The organism is Acinetobacter sp. 24-47-47 (assembly GCF_057737035.1).
Map to the genome: position 1 here is coordinate 2,126,160 of NZ_CM173216.1, position 21,294 is coordinate 2,147,453.

Below are 21,294 nucleotides of genomic sequence, written 5' to 3' on the forward strand. Positions count from 1 at the left end.
TATTTATGATTCGTGTACCCTCCCCTGCAAAACTGAATTTGTTTTTACACATTACGGGGCGCCGTGAAAATGGTTACCATGAGTTGCAAACTATTTTTCAGTTGATAGATCTTTGTGATTGGATGGAATTTACTCCAATCTCTAACCAATCTATCTCCATTTCAGGCCTATCAGAAGTAAGTCTTGAACAAAATTTGATTTATCGTGCAATGATGATGCTGAAACCCTATGCCAAAAGTGAAAAATTAGGCATTCATGTCAACATCGAAAAAAATATACCGATGGGTGCAGGACTCGGTGGTGGCTCTTCAAATGCGGCTACCGCGTTATTAATCATGAATCAACTTTGGCAATGTGGCTTAAATCGTAATCAATTAGCAGAAATTGGTGTACAACTGGGTGCTGATGTTCCCATCTTCATCCATGGTCGTAATGCATGGGCAGAAGGTATTGGTGAACACTTAACATTCATAGACTTAGATCAAAAACAATACATTGTGTTAAAACCTGACTGTTTTATCAGCACTCAACTGCTTTTTTCACAAAAATCGTTGACAAGAGACACGAAGACCTCTAAATTTTGCGCCTATCAGATAAAGCCATCTGATTTCAGAAATAACTTTGAACCTCTGGCAAGAAGTCTATATGCTGAAGTCGATGAAGCAATGCAATATTTAGATCAGTTCGGTGTTGCAAAACTTACAGGTACAGGTGCTTGTGTTTTTACTGAAGTAACGACTGAAATGAACATTGATGACATTCTTGCTCATTCACCTTGTAAAGCTTACTTAGTGAATAGTTTAGAACAATCACCATTGAATCAAATCATCGTTTAAATGATAGGGGCGTCGCCAAGTGGTAAGGCAGCGGGTTTTGATCTCGCCATCCGTTGGTTCGAATCCAGCCGCCCCTGCCATCATTTTCACCTGTAAGATGTATCGTGTTTTAGGGGCGTCGCCAAGTGGTAAGGCAGCGGGTTTTGATCTCGCCATCCGTTGGTTCGAATCCAGCCGCCCCTGCCATTAAACACAACATCGATTTAGGGGCGTCGCCAAGTGGTAAGGCAGCGGGTTTTGATCTCGCCATCCGTTGGTTCGAATCCAGCCGCCCCTGCCAATTTAGTTCAAAAAGACAGAACATTGGTATCATGAGTTGAGTCAAACAATCTTGACAAACCCATACAAAACCATTAAAGTTCTGCCGCATTAGGGGCGTCGCCAAGTGGTAAGGCAGCGGGTTTTGATCTCGCCATCCGTTGGTTCGAATCCAGCCGCCCCTGCCATCTCATTCTATACATTTCAACCGCCAAGGGTGCTTCATGCCCAATCTTGTCGTTTTTAGTGGAACTGCGCATCCACAATTCGCCCAAAAAGTCGTTAGCCACTTGCATATCCCTCTAGGTGCTGCATCTGTAGGTCAATTCTCTGATGGTGAAATCGCTGTCGAAATCACTGAGAATGTCCGTGGTAAAGACGTATTCATCGTTCAGCCTACTTGTGCTCCAACTAATGATAACCTTATGGAAATCTTAGTAATGGCAGATGCATTGCGTCGTGCAAGTGCTGGTCGTATCACTGCTGTGATTCCTTATTTCGGTTATGCTCGCCAAGACCGTCGTCCTCGTTCTTCACGTGTTCCAATTACTGCAAAAGTAGTAGCAGATATGCTAACAACTGTAGGTATTGACCGTGTTGTGATGATCGATCTTCATGCTGACCAAATTCAAGGTTTCTTCGACATCCCTGTAGACAACATTTACGGTACGCCAGCGCTTTTAGCTGACTTACGTCAACAGTCTCATGACAACCTTATGGTTGTTTCGCCAGACGTTGGTGGTGTTGTTCGTGCTCGTGCTGTTGCGAAACAAATGGGCGATATCGATTTAGCTATCATCGACAAACGTCGTCAAAAAGCAAATGAATCACAAGTGATGCATTTGATTGGTGATGTTAAAGATCGCGACTGTGTGATCGTTGATGACATGGTTGATACAGCTGGTACTTTATGTAAAGCCGCTGATGCATTGAAGACTTTTGGTGCGCGTCGTGTCGTAGCATATGCTACTCACCCTGTTTTATCTGGTAAAGCGATCGAGAATTTGAAAAACTCTGTTATCGACGAACTTGTTGTGACAGATACAATTCCGCTTTCAGAAGAAGCTTTAGCTCTTGGTAAGATTCGCCAAGTTTCAGTTGCGAGTATGGTTGCTGAAACAATTCGTCGTATTAACAACGAAGAATCTATTAGCGCAATGTTTGATTCTTATCTATAATAGAGCGCTAAAATTTTAAAGCCCTGCCTTTTGGTAGGGCTTTCTATCACTAGATCGGTCGCAGATCTAGTTCACTTAACTTAAATAGGATGTCTCTCATGGCAAACTTCGTATTAAATGCAGTAGCACGTGAAGAAGCAGTACAAGGGAAAGGTGCGAGCCGCCGCCTTCGTCTTCAATCTAAAGTTCCTGCTATCATCTATGGTGGTGATGCTGCACCTGTAGCGATTACACTTGAGCTTCGTCAGCTTGTTAAATACTTAGAAGACAACGCTTTCTTTGAAGAAGTAATTGAAATTGATGTTGATGGTAAAGTTGAAAGCGTTAAAATCCAAGCTTTACAACGTCACCCAGCTAAAAACACTCCAATGCACGCTGACTTCAAACGCGCATAAGTGTTGATGGTGTAAATTAGTGTCTCATATTTCACTGATTGTTGGTTTGGGCAACCCTGGTAAAGAGTATGCTCAAACCCGCCATAATGCAGGCTTCTGGTATGTAGAACGTCTTGCAGAACAATATGGCATAACACTTAAAAATGACCCTAAGTTTAATGGATTAAGTGGTCGCGGTAATGTAGAAGGACAAGATGTTCGACTTTTATTACCTTCAACCTTTATGAACCGTTCTGGTCAAAGTGTTGTACCCTTCGCAAAATTCTACCAAATCTCTCCAGAAGCAATGCTTATTGCTCACGATGAACTTGATATGGATCCAGGTATCATTCGCCTCAAAACGGGTGGTGGTCATGGTGGTCATAACGGTTTACGTGACGTTGTTCCTCATACTGGCCCTAACTTCCATCGTTTACGTATTGGAATTGGACACCCTGGATCAAAAGACCGTGTATCAGGTCATGTTCTAGGTAAAGCACCCTCAAGTGAACAAACGCTCATTGACGATGCAATTCATCACGCACTAAGTCGTACAAAATTATTAGTGAATGGTGAAATTCAGCAGGCAATGAATCAAATAAATGCCTACAAGCCGTAGTTGATAAATTTAATTTTTGTTCAACAATTTTTCTTGCCACGATGAAAATTTGAGGGCAAAATGCGCTTTCAAATGCTTCACCCAAATTAAAAAACTGTTGTTTCTAGATAATAAAACAATCTTAGAACAACTCAGGAGACGCTTCCCATGCTATCTCGTTTATTAAAAGCTAAAATCCACCGTGCAGTTGTAACACAAGCTGAACTTCATTATGAAGGTTCATGTGCAATTGATGGTGTATTACTAGATTTAGCTGGTATTCGTGAATATGAAGAAATTCATATTTGGAATGTAACTAATGGCAAGCGTTTTACAACTTACGCAATCCGTGGTGAAGAAAACTCAGGCATTATTTCTGTAAATGGTGGTGCTGCTCACCAAGCAGATTTAGGTGACATTATTATTATCGCGACTTTCGGTGATTTTACTGTTGCAGAAGCTGATGCACATAAACCACGTTTGGTTTATGCAAATCCAGATAACACTGTGAATCACACAGCAAATTGTATTCCTGTCCAAGTTGCTTAATGATTGACTAAAAACTCGCTTACTTGAGCGAGTTTTTTTATAACAAATTATCATAGAATTACTCTTCATCCACCAACTGCAAGCTCTGGCTAATCCCATCTGCTCTTAACCAAGCTAATTCATAACTGGCATTCGCCAAAGCTAGAACCCGACGTTCAAACTCAGTCCAGATCGGTTTAACATGTGGAGCTGAAATACCTAAACCACTCTGCTCTGCTAAATGCTTGTTTTTTTCACAAATTTTAAGCGCATGATATAATTTTCGGCCTTTTGAAGCATTCTCCAATACTCGGATTCTTTTTGATTCAATGAATTTTTCCACCTCAGAAAGTTGAGCATGAGGAAGCATTGGAACCAAAATTTGATCCAGTTGTTGATCTAAACGTTTCCAAATACTCAGTCGTTGTTCCTCATTATAAGTATTCCACTGAATTACTTCGTGATTAAAACGTCGACAACCACGACATACCGCATCACCAAACACTGTTGAACAACGTCCCGCACATGGTGTTAATGAAGGGATTCGACGCGCTGTATTCAAAACATTTTCCTCATATAAAACCATAAATTTTCTATGGCTTTCTCGCATATTTTCAAAAATCGCGTTAGAATACGCGCCTGATTTTATCCCTATATTAATACATTTGGAGTACTCCATGAACGCTACTGTAGAACAGCTTGCACCTGTAGAACAGCAAGCGACCACTGGTTGGGTTGTTGCGGCACTTTATCAATTTAAAGAAGTTGAAGATTCTCTAGCACTTCAACAAAAATTACTTGAGTTGGTAAAAACCATCAACCTATGCGGTACTCTTATTGTTGCCCATGAAGGGATTAACGGAACAGTTGCAGGTGACCGCCATGCAATTGATGTCATTCATCAATTCCTTTTAAATGAAGGATTTAATGACATGGAATATAAAGAGTCACACAGTGACGAAAAACCATTCCGTAAAATGAAAATCAAACATAAAAAAGAAATCGTGACTTTAGGTGTTCCAGTGAAACCACGCGACTTGGTTGGTCACTATCTAGACCCTAAAGAATGGAACGAACTCATTGCACGTGATGACGTGATCTTAGTCGATACAAGAAATGATTACGAGTACAAAGCAGGCACATTCAAAGGGGCAATTGATCCAAAAACTGAAACGTTCCGCGAATTCCCTGAATATGTAAAAAACAATCTTGAACAGCATAAAGATAAAAAGATTGCCATGTTTTGTACAGGCGGGATTCGTTGTGAAAAATCAACTTCACTACTTCTTCAAGAAGGCTTTAAAGAGGTATATCACCTCAAAGGTGGTATTCTTAAATATTTAGAAGAAACCCCTCCTGAAGAAAGTTTATGGGAAGGTGAATGCTTTGTTTTTGATGGTCGTACTGCGGTTACACACGGAGTGGAAGAAGGTCAAAATGTGAAGTGCCATGCTTGTGGTTGGCCATTAACCCCCGAAGAAGTAGCATTACCAAGTTACGAACATGGCGTATCATGTGTTTATTGTATCGATAAAACAACAGAAAAGCAGAAAGAAGGTTTCCGTATGCGCCAGTCTCAGATTATTGCTGCAAAACGTAAACGCCTCTAAATAAAAAATATTTTATTTAACTTACAAAAGCGTTGTCTACATTACAGTGTAGATGACGCTTTTTACATTGAACAAACAAAATTTCAATTCTGATATATCACCATTACAAAGTTATTTTATAACAACACAAAACACATGAAGTCATTCAGATAAATTTAATACGAAGGAAATAAATTTAGCTCAAGGATGAAAATCATGAATCGATTGCCATTCAAATATCTTCCTATTCAACGGAATTTTGCTCACCATAATCATTTAGATCGTGTATCAGCTGTACCGACACATTTAAAATTTATATATATCGATTCACATAATTCTGATGTTAGATTGCATATACGTAACCAATCCCATTATTTTATCGTAACGTTAGGTGCTTGTATCGGCGCAATTATTGCTTTAGCAATCGGTTTTCAGATGAGAGATTCAATGACTCTTGTCTTCATCATCAGCGTAACGCCCCTTCTCGTCAGCTATATCCTACGAGAAGTCTATGTTCATACACTTATACAAATTCAACACCCTGAATTAATGCATTAACTTAATTTCACTGTATTTTTTCTTAAAAACCTCTAGCATAGGTTTAACTTTAAAATACAAATCACTTATGAAAGATTGGATCATTTCAGTGATGGAGCAATTGGGCTATTTCGGCATTGCTCTATTGATGTTTCTCGATAATGTTTTTCCACCTATACCCTCAGAGATTATTATGCCTTCAGCTGGCTATACCGCTTCTCAGGGTCAATTACTTTTGATCGGTGTCATTATTTCAGGAAGTATAGGTTCACTCTCAGCTGCCGCTACGCTGTATTGGTTAGGACGTAAGATCTCTGATCAAAAGCTCTATGCGTTCGTTGAGAAATATGGCAAGTATTTATTTATTAAAGTAGCTGATGTTGATAAATCATTAGAATGGTTTGAAAGATATGGACATCGAATCGTTTTTTTTGGACGTATGGTTCCAGCAGTACGATCTCTTATTAGCATACCTGCAGGCATGAGCAAAATGCCTTTTGCAAAGTTTATGTTTTATAGTGGTTTAGGCACGGTTATATGGACCACCTTTTTAGCATATGTGGGTTATTATTTTGGAAATAATTCTGAAATGATGCACAAAATATTTAGCCAAGTAAGCTATCTCATTCTCGCTATTGTGATCAGCATAATCATTTGGATTGTGTACCGCAGACAAAAAAGAAAGAACTCAAAATAAAAAAGCACCTTACGGTGCTTTTTAATTAGTTCGGCGTATGATACATCAAATACAATTCATTCAAGTTATCTGGAATTTCTTCTGCAAGCTCATCCATCAATTGACCGTTACGGCGGAAAGATTCCATTTGAGGATCTTCTTCGTCAACACCACTAAACACCATAATTGGCAGAGTAAGATCAACCAATTGCTCTTCAAACTCAGGTGTGAACCATGCATCTTCATTCAAGAACATTGCATCGACAAAGCCTACACTCCAATCCCCAAGGCTTGACTCTACATCTGCTTCTTCAATTTCAAAAGGAAATTCAATACCTTCTTCATTGGCAAGTTTTTGACGTAAATCTTCTAACCAAAGTTTAATTTGAGCTACGATCTCTGCAGGCACTTTCTTTTGATTATTGTCAAATAATTCATCCAACCAACGATCAAATTGAGGACCTACAGCTGTCGCACACAAAAAACCATGAGTTGCAGCAAAATCTAGACCATGCTCATTTTGGTCGCCATCTAAGTAGTCACTTAACAAGTCTAAATCTAATGCACTCATTGTATTTCCAAAGGTTGTATCTTAATTCCGTAGAATAACATTTTAGATCAGGATACCCAATCTAATTTAGTCTTCATCATCGTCGAAATCATCATCGTCAAAATCATATTCAAGATCTTTCAATTCACGATCTAAACGACGCTGTGCAAGTAAGTCATCAATCAAGCGACGCTTTTCTAATGATTCTTTGGCGCTAATTTTGCTCGTAGTTTCATCAAAACTAACATCATCATCACCGTAGTTATCATCTAGTTCAAAATCTGTAGAAGACACTAAAACTACCTCATGTGTGAAAAAATGAATGGGGCTAGGCGCTATTTATCTTTGTTCAGAATACTTGTCAAGTTTTATTTTATTTTTCGCTGATATTTATACAAATTTTAGTTTTTTTTGGACAAAAAAATATGTCATTATTTAATCAAGGATCAGAGCCTTATTGCTGGTTTAAAATAAAAAGCATGATGTGCTTGAAATCAACAATTTTGACCCAATATTGACTTAAACAACTTAATTCATTGGTTTTCAAAACCAATTATACTGAGTTAATACGATACTAAAGATAAGTTAATTGTGCTAGAATGCACGGTTTTTCCCCGCCACAGATTCAACGAGAAGAGAGCAAAGATGAGCGATATGCATTCCCCTACTTCACAAGTAGCGGCTCTGATTAGCCGAGGCAAAGAACAAGGTTACTTAACCTACGCTGAGGTTAACGATCATCTCCCAGACTCGATCACTGAAAGCGAACAGATTGAAGATATCATTCAGATGCTTCAAGACGTTGGTATTCCTGTACACGAACGTGCGCCAGAATCTGACGATGCAATGTTTGATGGTAGTAGCGCAGAAACGACTGACGAAGTTGCTGAAGAAGAAGCAGCTGCAGTTTTAGCATCTGTAGAAAATGAGCCTGGTCGTACAACTGACCCTGTTCGTATGTATATGCGAGAAATGGGAACAGTTGAACTGTTGACTCGTGAAGGCGAAATTCAGATTGCAAAACGTATCGAAGAAGGTATTCGTGACGTTTTAAACTCAATTGCTTATTGGCCAAATGCGGTTGAAGTTGTATTACAAGAATATAAAGATTACGAAACTGGCGAGCGTCGTTTAGCCGATATCCTTTCAGGCTATTTAGATCCAGAGTCTGATGAAGAAATTCCAGAAGTTTTAGAAGAAGTTGATGCTGATCTTGAAGAAGAAACAGAGACTAAACCAACTAAAGATGTAAAACTTGATGACGATGATGATGAAGAGTCTGAAAGTGATGATGATTCTGAGGGTGATTCAGGTCCAGACCCTGAAATCGCAAAAGTGCGTTTTGCAGAGTTAGAAGCTGCGTGGAATGCGACTAAAGATGCGATCGCAAAACATGGTCGTAACAGTAAAGAAGGTAAAGCAGCTCTTGAGTCGCTCGCAACCGTCTTTATGATGTTTAAGTTCACACCACGTTTGTTTGACATCATTTCTGAAATGATTCGTGGCACGCATGAACAAATTCGTACAGCAGAACGTGAAGTAATGCGCTACGCAGTTCGTCGTGGTCGTATGGATCGTACTCAATTCCGTACAACGTTCCCTGGTCAAGAATCAAACCCATCTTGGTTAGATGAGCAAATTGCTAAAGCCACTGCTGACCAAAAACCATACTTAGAGAAAGTACGCCCTGACGTTCTTGCTTTCCAACAAAAAATCGCTGATATCGAAAAAGATCTAGACCTTACTGTACTTGAAATTAAAGATATTTCTAAACGTATGGCGATTGGTGAAGCAAAAGCACGTCGTGCTAAAAAAGAAATGGTTGAGGCGAACTTACGTTTGGTCATCTCCATTGCGAAAAAATATACCAACCGTGGTTTACAGTTCCTCGATCTGATTCAGGAAGGTAACATCGGCTTGATGAAAGCCGTAGATAAGTTTGAATACCGTCGTGGTTATAAGTTCTCGACTTATGCAACTTGGTGGATTCGTCAGGCGATTACACGTTCAATTGCTGACCAAGCACGTACGATTCGTATCCCTGTACATATGATTGAAACCATTAACAAGATCAACCGCGTATCTCGTCAATTGCTTCAAGAAATGGGACGTGAACCTACGCCTGAAGAGTTAGGTGAACGCCTTGAAATGGATGAAGTCAAAGTTCGTAAAGTGCTTAAGATCGCTAAAGAACCAATTTCGATGGAGACACCGATCGGTGATGATGAAGACTCACATCTTGGTGACTTCATTGAAGATGGTAACATCACTTCACCAGTTGATGCTGCAACTTCAGAAGGCTTGAAAGAAGCAACACGTGAGGTACTTGAAAACCTCACTGAACGTGAAGCTAAAGTCTTGAAGATGCGTTTTGGTATTGATATGCCGACGGACCACACGTTGGAAGAAGTTGGTAAACAGTTTGATGTAACACGCGAACGTATTCGTCAGATTGAAGCAAAAGCGTTACGTAAATTACGTCATCCATCGCGTTCTGAACATTTACGCTCGTTCCTTGAGAATGACTAATCTACCCATAGGATAATACAGGCTTGAATATGGGGGACACTCCCCCATAATATAAAGCATGTAGCAAATAATTCTAAATACCTGCGCCTAGCAGGTATTTTTACTAATGAGGTGTCCTATGACTGACATGATCGATCGCACTCCATCACGCGAACTACAAGAACATCTTTGGGTGTTTCCGATGGATTATCCAATTAAATTGATTGGTCTTGCAGGTGAGGATTTACGCAAAGCCGTGAATGACATTTTTGTTAAACATTTCCCTGATTTTGATGGGAATGCAATGACAGTGACACCATCGCGTACAGGCAAGTATCATTCAATTACTGCGCAACTTCGTTTTGAAGAGCTTGAGCAAGTACATCAAGTATATGCAGACTTGGCTGCTTGCCCTTTAATTAGAACTGCACTTTGATAAAAAAACACGCTTCATGCGTGTTTTTTTATGTTTGTTAATTATTCATCAAGTATGTGCCTAGGTCACACTTAATTCAACAATATTGTCTATAATAAAACTCATTTTTGAATGTGAGCCTTAACCTCCGTGGATGTCAAAACCAAACCTCAATTGATTATTCGTCACTATACCCAAACCACTTCTTATGAAGATCGCTTCCAAGAAATGAAGCTGATGACAGAACAGCGTGACGAACAAACAGCAGATGAATTTTGGATTTTGCAGCACAATTCTGTGCTTACCCAAGGACAAGCTGGCAAACCAGAACATATATTAGTGCCTAGCCATATCCCAGTTGTTCAAACTGATCGTGGTGGACAAGTCACTTGGCATGGTCCAGGACAATTAGTTGCATATTTTATGTTTGATTTAAATCGATTAGGCTGGAATGTCCGTACTTTAGTCAGCTATGCAGAAAATGTCATGATCGATTTATTAAAAAAATACGGTATCGAAGCTTATGCTAAACCAGATGCACCTGGTGTTTATGTTGATGGTAGAAAAATTGGATCTCTGGGCTTTAAAATCCGAAAAGGTCGCAGTTATCATGGACTCTCACTTAATATAGATTGTGACCTGGAAGGCTTCCAAACTATTAATCCATGTGGTTATGCAGGTCTTGAAATGGTCAGAATCTCTGATTTGATAAATCCCTACCCAAGTTTTGATATGTTAGTTCAAGACCTCATTGCCTATCTAAAAAAAAGTGACCTGTTCAGTCAAATTATCGTGAATGATCATTAAAACTCCTTTACTTTGTCATTAGATAATTTTAGAGTATTTACTCTAAATTATAAAACTATGTGATAAGGGACAAGTGAGTGATTTCTATTAACTCTGTAAAGCCCGCGCTAGAACAAGCTTATGTCAAACTCATGCTTGACGTGATTGGCAGAGGCTTAGCGATGGCAAGTCAAGTCGATGAAGAAATAAAACAGGAAATTGCTAAATTTCCTGTCGGCTTCACGATTTCAATGGACGTTTTCAACAGTGATGCAGCATTTATTGCACAAGTGAATCCACAACATCAACTTGTCTTAATCGACCATGCATCAAAAAAACCAGATTTAACGATTACCTTTAAACATATGCATCATGCTTTTTTGGTATTTTCTTTCCAAGAAAGTACTGCACAAGCATTTGCAAATGACCGTATGATTGCTGATGGCGATTTAGGTCATGCAATACGTTTAGTGCGTTGTCTGAATAAAATGGAAGCCCTTATTCTTCCAAAATTAGTCGCTGAACTTGCAGTCAAAGAATATCCGGTCAATCTGTCATTAAAAGAAAAATTGACAGGTGCAGCAAATATTTATCTCAAAGTTGCTCAGTCATATATTAAAGGGAGTGCTTAAGCATGGCTAAACCATATTATGAATTTTTCTGTCCAGTTAAAGTGATTGCTGGTAATGCTGCGCTTGAACACATTCCATTTGAGCTAGATTCAATGGGTTCAAAAAAACCACTCATCATCACAGACAAAGGCGTACGTGCCAATGGTCTACTTGAACCAGTGGAAGCTGCTTTTGCAGCGACAGAAGTAAAAATTGGCTCAATTTTTGATGAAGTTCCACCGGACTCAAGTTTAGAAACAGTAAAAGCCGTGACTGAGATGTATCGTAACAATCAATGCGATGCCATCATTGCAATTGGTGGTGGTTCAGTCATCGACACAGCAAAAGCTGCCAATATTCTCGTCTCGGAAGGAGGCGATGATCTGCTGAAATATTCAGGAGCTCACAACCTACCTCGCCCATTAAAGCCTTTTTTTGTTATCCCAACAACATCAGGTACAGGCTCTGAAGTCACGATGGTTGCTGTGGTTTCAGATACAGCGAATAATCAAAAAATGGCATTTGCTTCAAAATATTTAATGCCTAGTGCTGCAATTTTAGATCCACGTATGACTTTAACATTACCTCCACACCTGACAGCAATGACAGGAATGGATGCAATGACACATGCAGTTGAGGCCTATACGTGTTTGGCAGCGAATCCTATCAGTGATGCTTACGCTACTGCTGCAATTAAAAAAATTAGTGAAAACTTGTTTAAAGTTTTGGAAAATCCAAAAGATGCTGATGCCCGTTTAGAACTTGCTCAAGCATCAACCATGGCTGGAATTGCATTCTCAAATGCAATGGTCGGTATTGTTCACTCCCTTGGACACGCTCTAGGTGCAGTTGCTCACTTACCACATGGTTTGTGCATGAACTTATTCCTCCCTTATGTGCTCGATTACAACAAGGATGTTAATGGCGATAAGATTGCTGATCTGTTACTACCGCTTGCAGGTACTGATATCTATGCACAGATACCAGCAAATCAACGTGCAGATAAAGCTATTGCGATTATCAACACAATGCGTGATCGCATTTATGATTTAACTAAACTGCCACGTACATTACGTGAGACAGGCAAAGTTACCCAATCTCAATTAGATGAAGTTGCCGAAAAAGCGTTAAATGACGGATCTATCATTTTCAACCCTAAAGAAGCGACATTAAAAGATTTGAAATCTATCTTAGAAAAAGCTTGGTAAATTTCTCAAAATAAGTAAAGATACGCTTAAAACTAGCCTGATGTTTTTTTAGACATCAGGCTTTTCATTTGTTAGTTGTTTTAACTCATGAGTTCAATACCTTTGGCATAAATCCTGCTAAAAAAACTCGCACAAACTACTGACAAACTGCATCAATTTGGTTTAGATTGGCGCACTTTTTAAAAAACATTAGGGGGGATCGTTCGTCTCAAACGATCCTTAATTGATTTGACTGATCCTTGATCAACGATTAAGAGGATAAAGCCGTTGACTAATATAACTGGGACTCAATCGGCAGCTAAACTGCAAAAAACGCTAGGACTCTGGCACATCATTATTATCGGTTTAGCTTATATTCAGCCAATGACGTTGTTTGATACTTTCGGTTTGGTATCAGAAGAAAGTAATTTCCACGTTCCTACATCATATATTTTTGCACTTGTTGCAATCCTACTGACTTCATTGAGTTATGGTCATATGATCCGTAGATATCCATCTTCAGGTTCAGCGTATACCTATGCTCAAAAATCTATCCACCCTAACGTTGGTTTTATGGTTGGCTGGTCATCATGGTTAGATTACCTGCTCTCACCCATGGTCAACATCATCCTTGCGGTGATTTATCTTGAGGCTTTATTCCCTGATGTCAATCATTGGGTCTGGGTCATTGTGTTAACAGCATTTATGACAGGTATTAACCTTCGTGGTGCGCGATTTGTTGCAAATTTCAACAGCTTAATTGTATTCGTACAATTAATTGTGATCGCTGTATTTACATGGATGGTCTATACCAAACTCCAAATGGGATATAACGCGGATGGTCCAATCTCTGCTGAACAACGCTACCAACTTTGGAGTTTAGAACCATTTTGGAATGAGTTAACTTCAGTGGGTGCCTTGATCACAGGTGCGACATTACTCTGCTTCTCATTCACAGGATTTGACTCACTCAGTTCTCTCGCTGAAGAAACTAAAGATACTGAGAAAACGCTACCAAAAGCGATTTTCTTAACTGCTTTAATTGCAGGGATTATCTTTATCGTCAGCACTTACTTCATGCAGATCTATTTCCCTAATAATCCGGGATCATACTTCCAGAATATTGCAGAAACTCAACCTGAAATTTTGTTGTTGGTTGGTGGATCTTTGTTCCAGTCTTATGTGCTTGCATTTGCCATCATTACTGTTATGGCATCAGGTATTTCTGCACATGCAGGTGTATCACGCCTTATGTATGTTATGGGACGCGATGGTGTCATCAATAAGAAAATTTTTGGTCACATCAGCCCTAAAAACTTCACTCCATCATATAACATCATGATTGTAGGTGCAGTCGCATTAACCGCTGGTTTTATGGATTTAGACTTTGTCATTTCATTAATTAGCTTCGGTGCGTTAACAGCATTTAGCTTTGTGAACTTATCTGTTATCTCACGCTATGCGTTACGCGATGGTCGTACTAAAACAGCGAAAGAAATTATTAATTTCGTTATCGTACCATTACTCGGCTTTATTGCAGTATTTGCATTGTGGTTAGAGGTCGATCAAGCATCGCTTAAATATGGTTTGATTTGGGCGATTGGTGGTATTTTGTATTTAGGTTATAAAACCAAAGGCTTTAAATACCCTGCTCCACAACATGATGAGTTTAATGATCGTTAAAAATTGATTTTTTAGAAAAGGCGCTTAGGCGCCTTTTTTTATCATGGAAATTGACCAAAATGATCAAACATCAATCAAAATCTCTTATTTAAAAAATAAACTCTACATCATAATATGCAGCTTTATTTCAAAATAATGAGACAAATAACACATTTAAACGCAAATACATGAAATTAAATAAAAAATGATTGGCAAAAAATTACATATTTGTCAGGATACTCATTGACCAAAAATTACACGATGTGTATAAAGAGCAAAATATTTGAGTAAAAGCTCTAATAATATTCATTACACAGGGAATGTAATAATGCGTTTGAATACACTTACTGGGGCGATTTTGGTCGCAATGTTTCCAACCGCGGGCGCTTATGCTGCAGCTATGGATCGTTCAGGCCAATCGATGAATGGCTTTTTACAGTCAGGAAACTATGTAGATTTTAGTTATTCAATTTTGGATGCTGATCTTTCAGGAACAATGAGAACTGAACCTTCGGGCCCTGCTTCTGCAGGATTAAGAGACCCGAATGGTTGGAATATGCCTACAGCAGATGATATTAATGCAGGTGGGGAAATTGCGGGCTCAAATTTAAGTGATATTGCTGACACGTTCGGATTTGCAAATATTAATTTAAAATTTCAAGTAACTGACAATATTTCATTAGGTTTAATTTATGACCAACCTTTCGGAGCAAAAGCCTCTTATTCAAATTCTGATAAAAAACATTCCAGAGTCAACAGCTCAGGACGATTGCCATTAGGTGACCTTGAATCTGCGACAAAATATGGTGCATTTCACAGTGAGTATGGCAGTACAGAGGCTGAAGTTTCGACAAATAGTTTATCTCTAGTCGTAGGCTTCCAACCTAATGAACACCTTAATTTTTATGCAGGCCCAGTTTATCAAACAGTAAAAGGTGATCTTAGTTTACAAGGAACTGCTTACAGTCTGTTAGGTGGTTATTTATGTAATTCACAGACTAGTGGTGTAGCACTGTGTAGTACTTTTAAGGAAAAAGGTACAGGTTCAAGAGATCTTCTTGGTCGTGATACAAGAAAAGATTATCAAGGCTATAAAGCAAGTATGCCTGAAGAAGGTGCTTTTGGTTGGCTAGCGGGTGCTGCATTTCAAATTCCTGAAATTGCATTAAGAGCTTCATTAACCTACAGGTCAAAAATTTCTTATTCAGTTCAAGCTGAAGAAAGTATGCCTGAAGTGATTACAGATACATTACCTATTGTACATCCTGGGTGGCATATTGTAGATAAAATTGGGGCACTTGGTACCGACTACCAATATACAGAAGGTAAAACCTCAGCATCAACTCCACAATCAGTTAACCTTGATTTCCAATCAGGTATCATGGCTGATACATTAGCTTATATCAATTTACGTTGGGTAGATTGGTCTGAGTTCAAAATCCGTCCATACAAATTTGGAGTTTTAACTTCTTCTATTACGGAGGGACAAGGTAAAGGACCTCGTGGTTTCGACTTAATCGCTTATGAAAAAGATCAAATATCTGCAACATTCGGTATCGCAAGAAAATTAAATGAAAAACTCGCATTGACCATTATCGGAGGATGGGACTCTGGTGCAGGTGAATATGTTTCTACCTTAGGTCCATCTGAAGGTTTTTGGAGTGCAGGATTAGGTGGTCAGTACAGCTTTAATAAAAATACATTCATTCAAGCGGGTGCACGATATTTTTGGTTAGGTGATGCAAAAGCTCAATCTGCTAGTTGGTTCGGAACCGATCGCTATGATGCAGATTTTAAAGACAATACAGCTATTGGATATAGCTTTAAAATTGGTTACCGTTTCTAGAGTTTAAAAAGCACGGATTTTTCATCCGTGCTTTTTTTAAATTAATCGACAACTAAAACCTAATTTAGTATCAATTTGATTATCTTTGAATCCTAAATACTCAATAAACCTATTTCGATCATCCACAATTTTCTGTTCATCTATAGACATACGATGGCGATTTTTTTGCGCTAAAGAATATGTTTCATCTACAGAAGCTTGATATATATGACATAATTCAAGCTGTTTCTTACTTTTTAACACCAAATTTTTTCCTGTCCGCTCGAAATCATTTCGTTTTAACGCCGCACTCCAATTTTCCAAATTTTTGAACATTTTTGCTTTCATCTGAGCTAATGCTTGATCGATTTCCTGTTGAGTCAATGGATTAATATTATTTAAATCCGCTTGTTCTTTATTTTCATTTTGTGCCATCACTTTAGAGGTCGTCATTCCTGCACAGATGATTACTATAATTCCATAGCTGTATTTTTTAATGTTTTTAATCATACATCCCCGTATCTAATTTATTTCGATAAATTTATGTTCGTATTAGACAACTGATATTTTAAAAAAGCCATTTTAATAATGTAATAGATTGAAATATTAAGGGATTAAGGCATTTTTTTTGCATTATCAATTCACTGATTTAATTATATATTTTTGGTATTGAATTTATGAAAAAAATGTTTCCATTAGGCTGTGCTGGACTAGGCATACAAGCCTCATCATTTGAACATCCAGTATCTCTTGAAGAACCATCAATAATGGAAAAATTCGATCTACTTGCAGAATCGAGCGTGTGGGATTTTATCGATCACATTCCGACTCATCGTGAAATGATTGATGATTACATTAAAGGGAGTCAAAAATACAATATTCCAGTTTATTCAGGTTACGGATGCTATATTTGGGGAGAACATGAAAAAATATTCAAAGAAAATATCGAGCTTACATGTGCCGTAGGCGCCAAATACCACAACATTATGCTTGCAGCAAAAGACAGTAAATTCAACTATCTTAATGATCAACAAGTTGCTGATGCCTATTTATATTTTTATGAGTATGCTCAAAGTAAGGGTATAACCATTACCTTTGAAAATCACGTAGATAATTGGTCTGAAGATTATCGCCGGGTAGAGAAAGTTGCAGCTTTAGTCAATCATCAAGGTATTCCATTTAAATTGGCGATGGACTATAGCCACTGTATTTTCAAAATCGAAAATCCAATCGAATCTTATATCTCTTTTCAACATGACCAAGAAGCGATTAGAAAGCTTGATCCTTTCAACTGCGATAGTTTTGCAGATGATTGGTTAAATCAAAATTTGGTACATTGGGGGCAAATACGTCCTGCGGTTCCAAACGGGCCATTAAATACATGGTCCCAAGAATACAGCCCATGGGAAGGTCACGGTCTTAATCGCCCTGGAAGAGGCATTCAATACCCATTTAGGCAGCCACCAAAAAATGCGTGTCCCCATGATGAATGGCATGCATATAAATTAAGCTGCACCCAAGAGCTCATTCGCAAGATGATTGACCATTATTTGGATCATGAGGATACAAATATTGAAATCATGACCGTGGATAATATTAATTTATGGTCCTATGGTTTGGGTTGGAAATATAATATGTTTGCAGATAGCTGCGACATAGCGCGCTATATTAGACAAATATATGCGGAAAGAGCATCAATTCATTATGCTAAAAAAGGGCTAAGTTCTGAGGACTTTATCAATCAATATCGCTCATAAATCATTAGAATAATTAAAAAAAAAGCATTATATAGATAATGCTTTTTTTGTATCGCGAGATTTAAGCTACTGCATTCTCTTCCGCTTTTTTATATGAACGATTATACATTTCTTCTAAATGCTCCCCTACTGTACATGGTGCATATAAAGGTAATTCACCTTCTTTCAATGTTCCTGGAACTGGCTCAATCACAGCGTGATAGTCTGGTTCATAAAAAAATGGAATTGAGTAACGATAAGCACCATTTGAAAAACTATTTTTTACTCGATGTGGATTGGAGTGATATAGACCATTGGTCCATTTTGGAATCATATCACCTAGATTAACTACAAATGTTCCTTCAATTGGTGGTGCTGCAACCCACTCTCCGTCAGGCATGCACACTTCTAATCCGCCTATTTGATCTTGTGCCAAAATGGTGACTGACCCCCAATCTGTATGCGCGCCAACGCCATATGTTTCATCATCATCTCTAGGTGTAGTTGGATAACGCAACATACGTAATGTTCCCATAGGATCTTTACTAGAAGCATCAAAATAGTTCGATGGCAGATTTAACGTTAATGCTAAAAGTTGCATCAGAAAATTTGCCAGTTTATACATTTCATCGATGTACTCCTGACAAATCAATTCACATTGAGGTAATTCTTCAGGCCACTGATTTGGACCATAGTTTTGATATTTAGCGATTGCAAAAGGATGATCTTGAGGATAATTACGACCACAATAAAACCCTTCTTTATAATCTGGCTTGCCGTAAGGGTCTAATTGCTGACCATTTAGTTTATCAAATCCACGGAATCCAAAAAAATTACGTACATCATATTTTTGCTTAACGTCTTCTGGAAGCGCCAATAATTCTTTTGCTAATGCAAACTGTCGCGTCATCATTTCCAAAGGAACTGTATGATTCTTCACATAGAAAAAACCTGAATGCATCGCAGCTTTTCTCAGTTCAGCAACTGCACGTTTAGTCGCCTCACTTTCTGGTTTGTTTATATCTACGCCTGCTAAATCAATTACTGGTATTCCCATTTTTATCCCCTTGTATCAGGTATACATCTTTTACGTTTTCATTATCTTGCTGAAACTTTCGACAATTTAGGATTGACTAAAATTTGTCTTAAAAGCTAAGTCTCAAACTTAAGTTTTTTCTGGTACAACGTCTGCTACTATTTGATTCTGCTTTTGATTAGCTCGATTAAAAATCAGATTTAGAATAATTCCCGCAAATGTCGCCGTTGTAATGCCGCCGAGATCAAGTCCACTAACCATAATCGAATAGTTCCCTGCGCCCATAATCACAGTCACTGATGCCACAATAATGTTGCCGTTTTGAGTAAAATCGACTTTATTTTCGATCCAGATTTTCGCACCAGCGATTACAATTAAGCCGAAAACAATCATTGAAGTCCCTGTCAAAATTGCGACAGGTAATGTGCTAATGAGTGCTCCAAATTTTGGTGATAATCCCAGAATAATGGCGACAATACCCGCAATTACAAAAACCACTGTAGAGTAAATACGCGTTGCCGCCATGACCCCAATATTCTCTGCATATGTAGTTAATCCTGTTCCTCCTACTGCACCAGACATAGAGGTACATACCCCATCTGCCAAAAATGCTCTACCCATATAGGGTGTAATATTTTTGCCTGTCATTTCACTTACAACTTTGAAATGCGCAAGATTTTCAGCAATAAGAATAAATGCGATAGGTAGAATCAGCAGAATTGCATTCATTTGAAATTCAGGTTGATATAAAGTTGGTAAACCAAACCATGCCGCATTTGAAACCGAGCTAAAATCGATTGGTTTGCCCATTCCCATCATGTTAGCTAAAACAAAATATACAAGATACGAAACTATCAAACCCACCAATAGCAATAATCGTCTCAACATTCCTCTTGTAAATACTGCGACACCACCAATACACATTGCGGTCAATAAAGCCATCCATGTATCAAACTCATTACCTGATACGGCTTTAATCGCCCCAGGTGCTAAATTTAATCCAACAATCATAATGATTGCACCAGCAACAACTGGTGGTAAAAGATTCTCCATCCATTGAGAACCCGTTTTCATTACAAGTAAACCCATCAAGGCATAGAAAATACCACATACCACTATTGCACCTAAGGCAATCCCAATATTTGGATTTAACCCTGAACCGGTATAGCCTGTTACAGCAATCACAGCACCAATAAAAGCAAAACTACCCCCAAGATAGCTTGGCACTCTCCCACCTGTGATAAGGAAAAATAATATCGTGCCTATACCAGATAACAGGATCGTTAGACTAGGATCAAACCCCATGAGCAGCGGTGCCAACACTGTTGCACCAAACATGGCAAATGTATGTTGAAGTCCAAGTACAATACTTTGTCCTGTAGGCAAGTACTCGTTCATGGCAACGGGAGTTTTTTCAATATCTCCTTGAAAAGGAGTAAATTTGGAAAACCAATTCTCTTTCATCACATACCACCCCATTGGTAATGTGAGCCAATGTCGAACATCTTTAGACATTGGCTGTACAATGATAAATTCATTTCGTTTAAGTACAAATCACAGTTCGTCTATCAAATTTATCGGAACCATATATTCACTTTAACTAAGCAACAAATATACCAATTGGTCGAATTTCTAATATTTCGTTTGGTTGGCAGCTAGTTTAAGATCAACAAAAATAAAACCTAATACTCTGTTTTATATAAATATTAATTTCATTAACAAATGAAAAAATTTGACCGTTTTGTATATTTTTTAGACTTTTACTCAAAAAAATTGGATTCCCGAAATATAAAATAAAATCGTATTTAAAATCATTATTTTAATTTTATTCTTAATGAATATTTCATCATATTAGCCAAGTTTTACTAAACTTTTATGCATTAAAAAAGGTCACCTTTCGATGACCTTACTGACTTAAGTTAAATCTTTAAATCCTTGTTGTCGCCATGCTTCATAAACAATCACTGCCGTAGCATTAGATAAATTTAAGCTTCTAGAATTTGGCGCCATGGGCAAACGAATCCAATGTTGCTTTGGGAACATCATACGAACATGTTCAGGTAGTCCGCGCGTTTCAGGCCCCATGAGTAAAGCAACTGGCCTATTCAGATTCGAGGTATGTGGTGTTTCGGTACCTTTGGTCGTTAAAGGATAAATCGAATCTTGATCCACACCTTGACTCGCTAGATTTTCCAGACATGCTTCAATATTATCCCATATCTGCATGCGAGCCCATTCATGGTAATCTAATCCAGCACGCTTTAACTTCTTATCATCCAGCTCAAAACCTAGCGGTTTGACCAAATGTAATTGTGCTCCTGTATTTGCACATAAACGGATAATGTTTCCTGTATTTGCAGGAATTTCTGGTTCGTATAAAACAACATGAATCACAATAATTTCT

Annotated in this window: 23 protein-coding genes and 4 tRNA genes; 20 read left to right on the plus strand and 7 right to left on the minus strand. The window is 38.3% G+C overall.

The genetic code is table 11. The annotated features are described in order from the left end of the window. The first annotated feature begins 5 nt into the window (after positions 1-5). The 9 genes from ispE to panD all read left to right on the plus strand — a co-directional run bounded on the left by ispE (position 6) and on the right by panD (position 3,793). A complete protein-coding gene (gene ispE, locus AC1M9E_RS09945) occupies positions 6-836 on the plus strand; it encodes a 4-(cytidine 5'-diphospho)-2-C-methyl-D-erythritol kinase (protein ID WP_481591781.1) in 831 nt (276 codons plus the stop codon). A gap of 5 nt (positions 837-841) precedes the next feature. Continuing rightward, a tRNA-Gln gene (locus tag AC1M9E_RS09950) sits at positions 842-916 on the plus strand. Positions 917-947: 31 nt separating this feature from the next. Then, positions 948-1,022 (plus strand) — tRNA-Gln (locus tag AC1M9E_RS09955). 19 nt (positions 1,023-1,041) lie between these two features. Next, positions 1,042-1,116, plus strand: a tRNA-Gln gene (locus AC1M9E_RS09960). Between the two features lie 91 nt (positions 1,117-1,207). Next, a tRNA-Gln gene (locus AC1M9E_RS09965) sits at positions 1,208-1,282 on the plus strand. Between the two features lie 36 nt (positions 1,283-1,318). Then, positions 1,319-2,272, plus strand: a complete 954-nt coding sequence (locus tag AC1M9E_RS09970; RefSeq protein ID WP_035269283.1) for a ribose-phosphate pyrophosphokinase — start codon at positions 1,319-1,321, stop codon at positions 2,270-2,272. Positions 2,273-2,370: 98 nt separating this feature from the next. After that, positions 2,371-2,667 carry a 50S ribosomal protein L25 gene (gene rplY, locus AC1M9E_RS09975; RefSeq protein ID WP_035269282.1) on the plus strand — a complete coding sequence of 99 codons (297 nt, stop codon included), beginning with the start codon at positions 2,371-2,373 and terminating at the stop codon, positions 2,665-2,667. A 19-nt stretch (positions 2,668-2,686) separates the two neighbouring features. Next, positions 2,687-3,265 (plus strand): aminoacyl-tRNA hydrolase, encoded by a 579-nt coding sequence (gene pth, locus AC1M9E_RS09980; RefSeq protein WP_481607573.1) that lies wholly within the window; start codon positions 2,687-2,689, stop codon positions 3,263-3,265. 147 nt (positions 3,266-3,412) lie between these two features. After that, positions 3,413-3,793 carry an aspartate 1-decarboxylase gene (panD, locus tag AC1M9E_RS09985; RefSeq protein ID WP_035269276.1) on the plus strand — a complete coding sequence of 127 codons (381 nt, stop codon included), beginning with the start codon at positions 3,413-3,415 and terminating at the stop codon, positions 3,791-3,793. A 58-nt stretch (positions 3,794-3,851) separates the two neighbouring features. Here panD and AC1M9E_RS09990 read toward each other — a convergent pair whose 3' ends face one another. Beyond that, positions 3,852-4,358: a DUF1289 domain-containing protein gene (locus AC1M9E_RS09990; RefSeq protein WP_180027954.1), complete on the minus strand. Its 507-nt coding sequence runs from the start codon at positions 4,356-4,358 to the stop codon at positions 3,852-3,854. 91 nt (positions 4,359-4,449) lie between these two features. On the opposite strand from AC1M9E_RS09990, the gene trhO reads away from it, so the two are divergent. From trhO to AC1M9E_RS10005, 3 genes are all read left to right on the plus strand, one after another. Beyond that, a complete protein-coding gene (gene trhO / locus AC1M9E_RS09995; protein WP_035270894.1) occupies positions 4,450-5,382 on the plus strand; it encodes an oxygen-dependent tRNA uridine(34) hydroxylase TrhO in 933 nt (310 codons plus the stop codon). Between the two features lie 195 nt (positions 5,383-5,577). Next, a complete protein-coding gene (locus tag AC1M9E_RS10000) occupies positions 5,578-5,919 on the plus strand; it encodes a hypothetical protein (RefSeq protein ID WP_481607572.1) in 342 nt (113 codons plus the stop codon). A 67-nt stretch (positions 5,920-5,986) separates the two neighbouring features. Further along, positions 5,987-6,595, plus strand: coding sequence for a DedA family protein (locus tag AC1M9E_RS10005; RefSeq protein ID WP_481607571.1), 609 nt, complete (start codon positions 5,987-5,989; stop codon positions 6,593-6,595). A gap of 25 nt (positions 6,596-6,620) precedes the next feature. On the opposite strand, the gene AC1M9E_RS10010 is transcribed toward AC1M9E_RS10005, so the two are convergent. Beyond that, entirely contained in the window at positions 6,621-7,145 is a 525-nt protein-coding gene (locus AC1M9E_RS10010; RefSeq protein ID WP_179997742.1) for a YecA/YgfB family protein, read from the minus strand. A 66-nt stretch (positions 7,146-7,211) separates the two neighbouring features. Then, the gene (locus AC1M9E_RS10015; RefSeq protein WP_092766845.1) at positions 7,212-7,418 is read right to left on the minus strand and encodes a PA3496 family putative envelope integrity protein; all 207 of its coding nucleotides are present in this window, start codon (positions 7,416-7,418) and stop codon (positions 7,212-7,214) included. 351 nt (positions 7,419-7,769) lie between these two features. Between AC1M9E_RS10015 and rpoD the strand changes: the two genes are divergently transcribed. The 7 genes from rpoD to AC1M9E_RS10050 all read left to right on the plus strand — a co-directional run bounded on the left by rpoD (position 7,770) and on the right by AC1M9E_RS10050 (position 16,139). Then, positions 7,770-9,653 carry an RNA polymerase sigma factor RpoD gene (rpoD, locus tag AC1M9E_RS10020; protein ID WP_488224746.1) on the plus strand — a complete coding sequence of 628 codons (1,884 nt, stop codon included), beginning with the start codon at positions 7,770-7,772 and terminating at the stop codon, positions 9,651-9,653. A 127-nt stretch (positions 9,654-9,780) separates the two neighbouring features. Beyond that, a complete protein-coding gene (locus tag AC1M9E_RS10025; RefSeq protein ID WP_481607614.1) occupies positions 9,781-10,068 on the plus strand; it encodes a YbeD family protein in 288 nt (95 codons plus the stop codon). A 129-nt stretch (positions 10,069-10,197) separates the two neighbouring features. Further along, positions 10,198-10,854 carry a lipoyl(octanoyl) transferase LipB gene (gene lipB / locus AC1M9E_RS10030; protein ID WP_035267889.1) on the plus strand — a complete coding sequence of 219 codons (657 nt, stop codon included), beginning with the start codon at positions 10,198-10,200 and terminating at the stop codon, positions 10,852-10,854. 77 nt (positions 10,855-10,931) lie between these two features. After that, a complete protein-coding gene (locus AC1M9E_RS10035; protein WP_035267888.1) occupies positions 10,932-11,465 on the plus strand; it encodes a hypothetical protein in 534 nt (177 codons plus the stop codon). Positions 11,466-11,467: 2 nt separating this feature from the next. Next, positions 11,468-12,652, plus strand: coding sequence for an iron-containing alcohol dehydrogenase (locus AC1M9E_RS10040; RefSeq protein WP_481607569.1), 1,185 nt, complete (start codon positions 11,468-11,470; stop codon positions 12,650-12,652). A gap of 267 nt (positions 12,653-12,919) precedes the next feature. Next, positions 12,920-14,314, plus strand: coding sequence for an APC family permease (locus AC1M9E_RS10045; RefSeq protein WP_035267885.1), 1,395 nt, complete (start codon positions 12,920-12,922; stop codon positions 14,312-14,314). Between the two features lie 307 nt (positions 14,315-14,621). Further along, entirely contained in the window at positions 14,622-16,139 is a 1,518-nt protein-coding gene (locus AC1M9E_RS10050; protein WP_481607568.1) for an outer membrane protein transport protein, read from the plus strand. Between the two features lie 36 nt (positions 16,140-16,175). Here the strand turns inward: AC1M9E_RS10050 and AC1M9E_RS10055 are convergent, their stop codons facing one another. After that, positions 16,176-16,628 (minus strand): hypothetical protein, encoded by a 453-nt coding sequence (locus AC1M9E_RS10055; RefSeq protein ID WP_481591775.1) that lies wholly within the window; start codon positions 16,626-16,628, stop codon positions 16,176-16,178. Positions 16,629-16,795: 167 nt separating this feature from the next. On the opposite strand from AC1M9E_RS10055, the gene AC1M9E_RS10060 reads away from it, so the two are divergent. Beyond that, a complete protein-coding gene (locus AC1M9E_RS10060) occupies positions 16,796-17,875 on the plus strand; it encodes a hypothetical protein (RefSeq protein WP_488224747.1) in 1,080 nt (359 codons plus the stop codon). A gap of 61 nt (positions 17,876-17,936) precedes the next feature. Here AC1M9E_RS10060 and AC1M9E_RS10065 read toward each other — a convergent pair whose 3' ends face one another. The 3 genes from AC1M9E_RS10065 to AC1M9E_RS10075 all read right to left on the minus strand — a co-directional run bounded on the left by AC1M9E_RS10065 (position 17,937) and on the right by AC1M9E_RS10075 (position 21,284). Beyond that, a complete protein-coding gene (locus tag AC1M9E_RS10065; protein WP_481607566.1) occupies positions 17,937-18,911 on the minus strand; it encodes an isopenicillin N synthase family dioxygenase in 975 nt (324 codons plus the stop codon). Positions 18,912-19,019: 108 nt separating this feature from the next. Beyond that, positions 19,020-20,354, minus strand: coding sequence for a solute carrier family 23 protein (locus AC1M9E_RS10070; protein ID WP_481607613.1), 1,335 nt, complete (start codon positions 20,352-20,354; stop codon positions 19,020-19,022). A gap of 450 nt (positions 20,355-20,804) precedes the next feature. Next, positions 20,805-21,284 carry a tRNA (cytidine(34)-2'-O)-methyltransferase gene (locus tag AC1M9E_RS10075; protein WP_035267879.1) on the minus strand — a complete coding sequence of 160 codons (480 nt, stop codon included), beginning with the start codon at positions 21,282-21,284 and terminating at the stop codon, positions 20,805-20,807. Between the last annotated feature and the right edge of the window lie 10 nt (positions 21,285-21,294).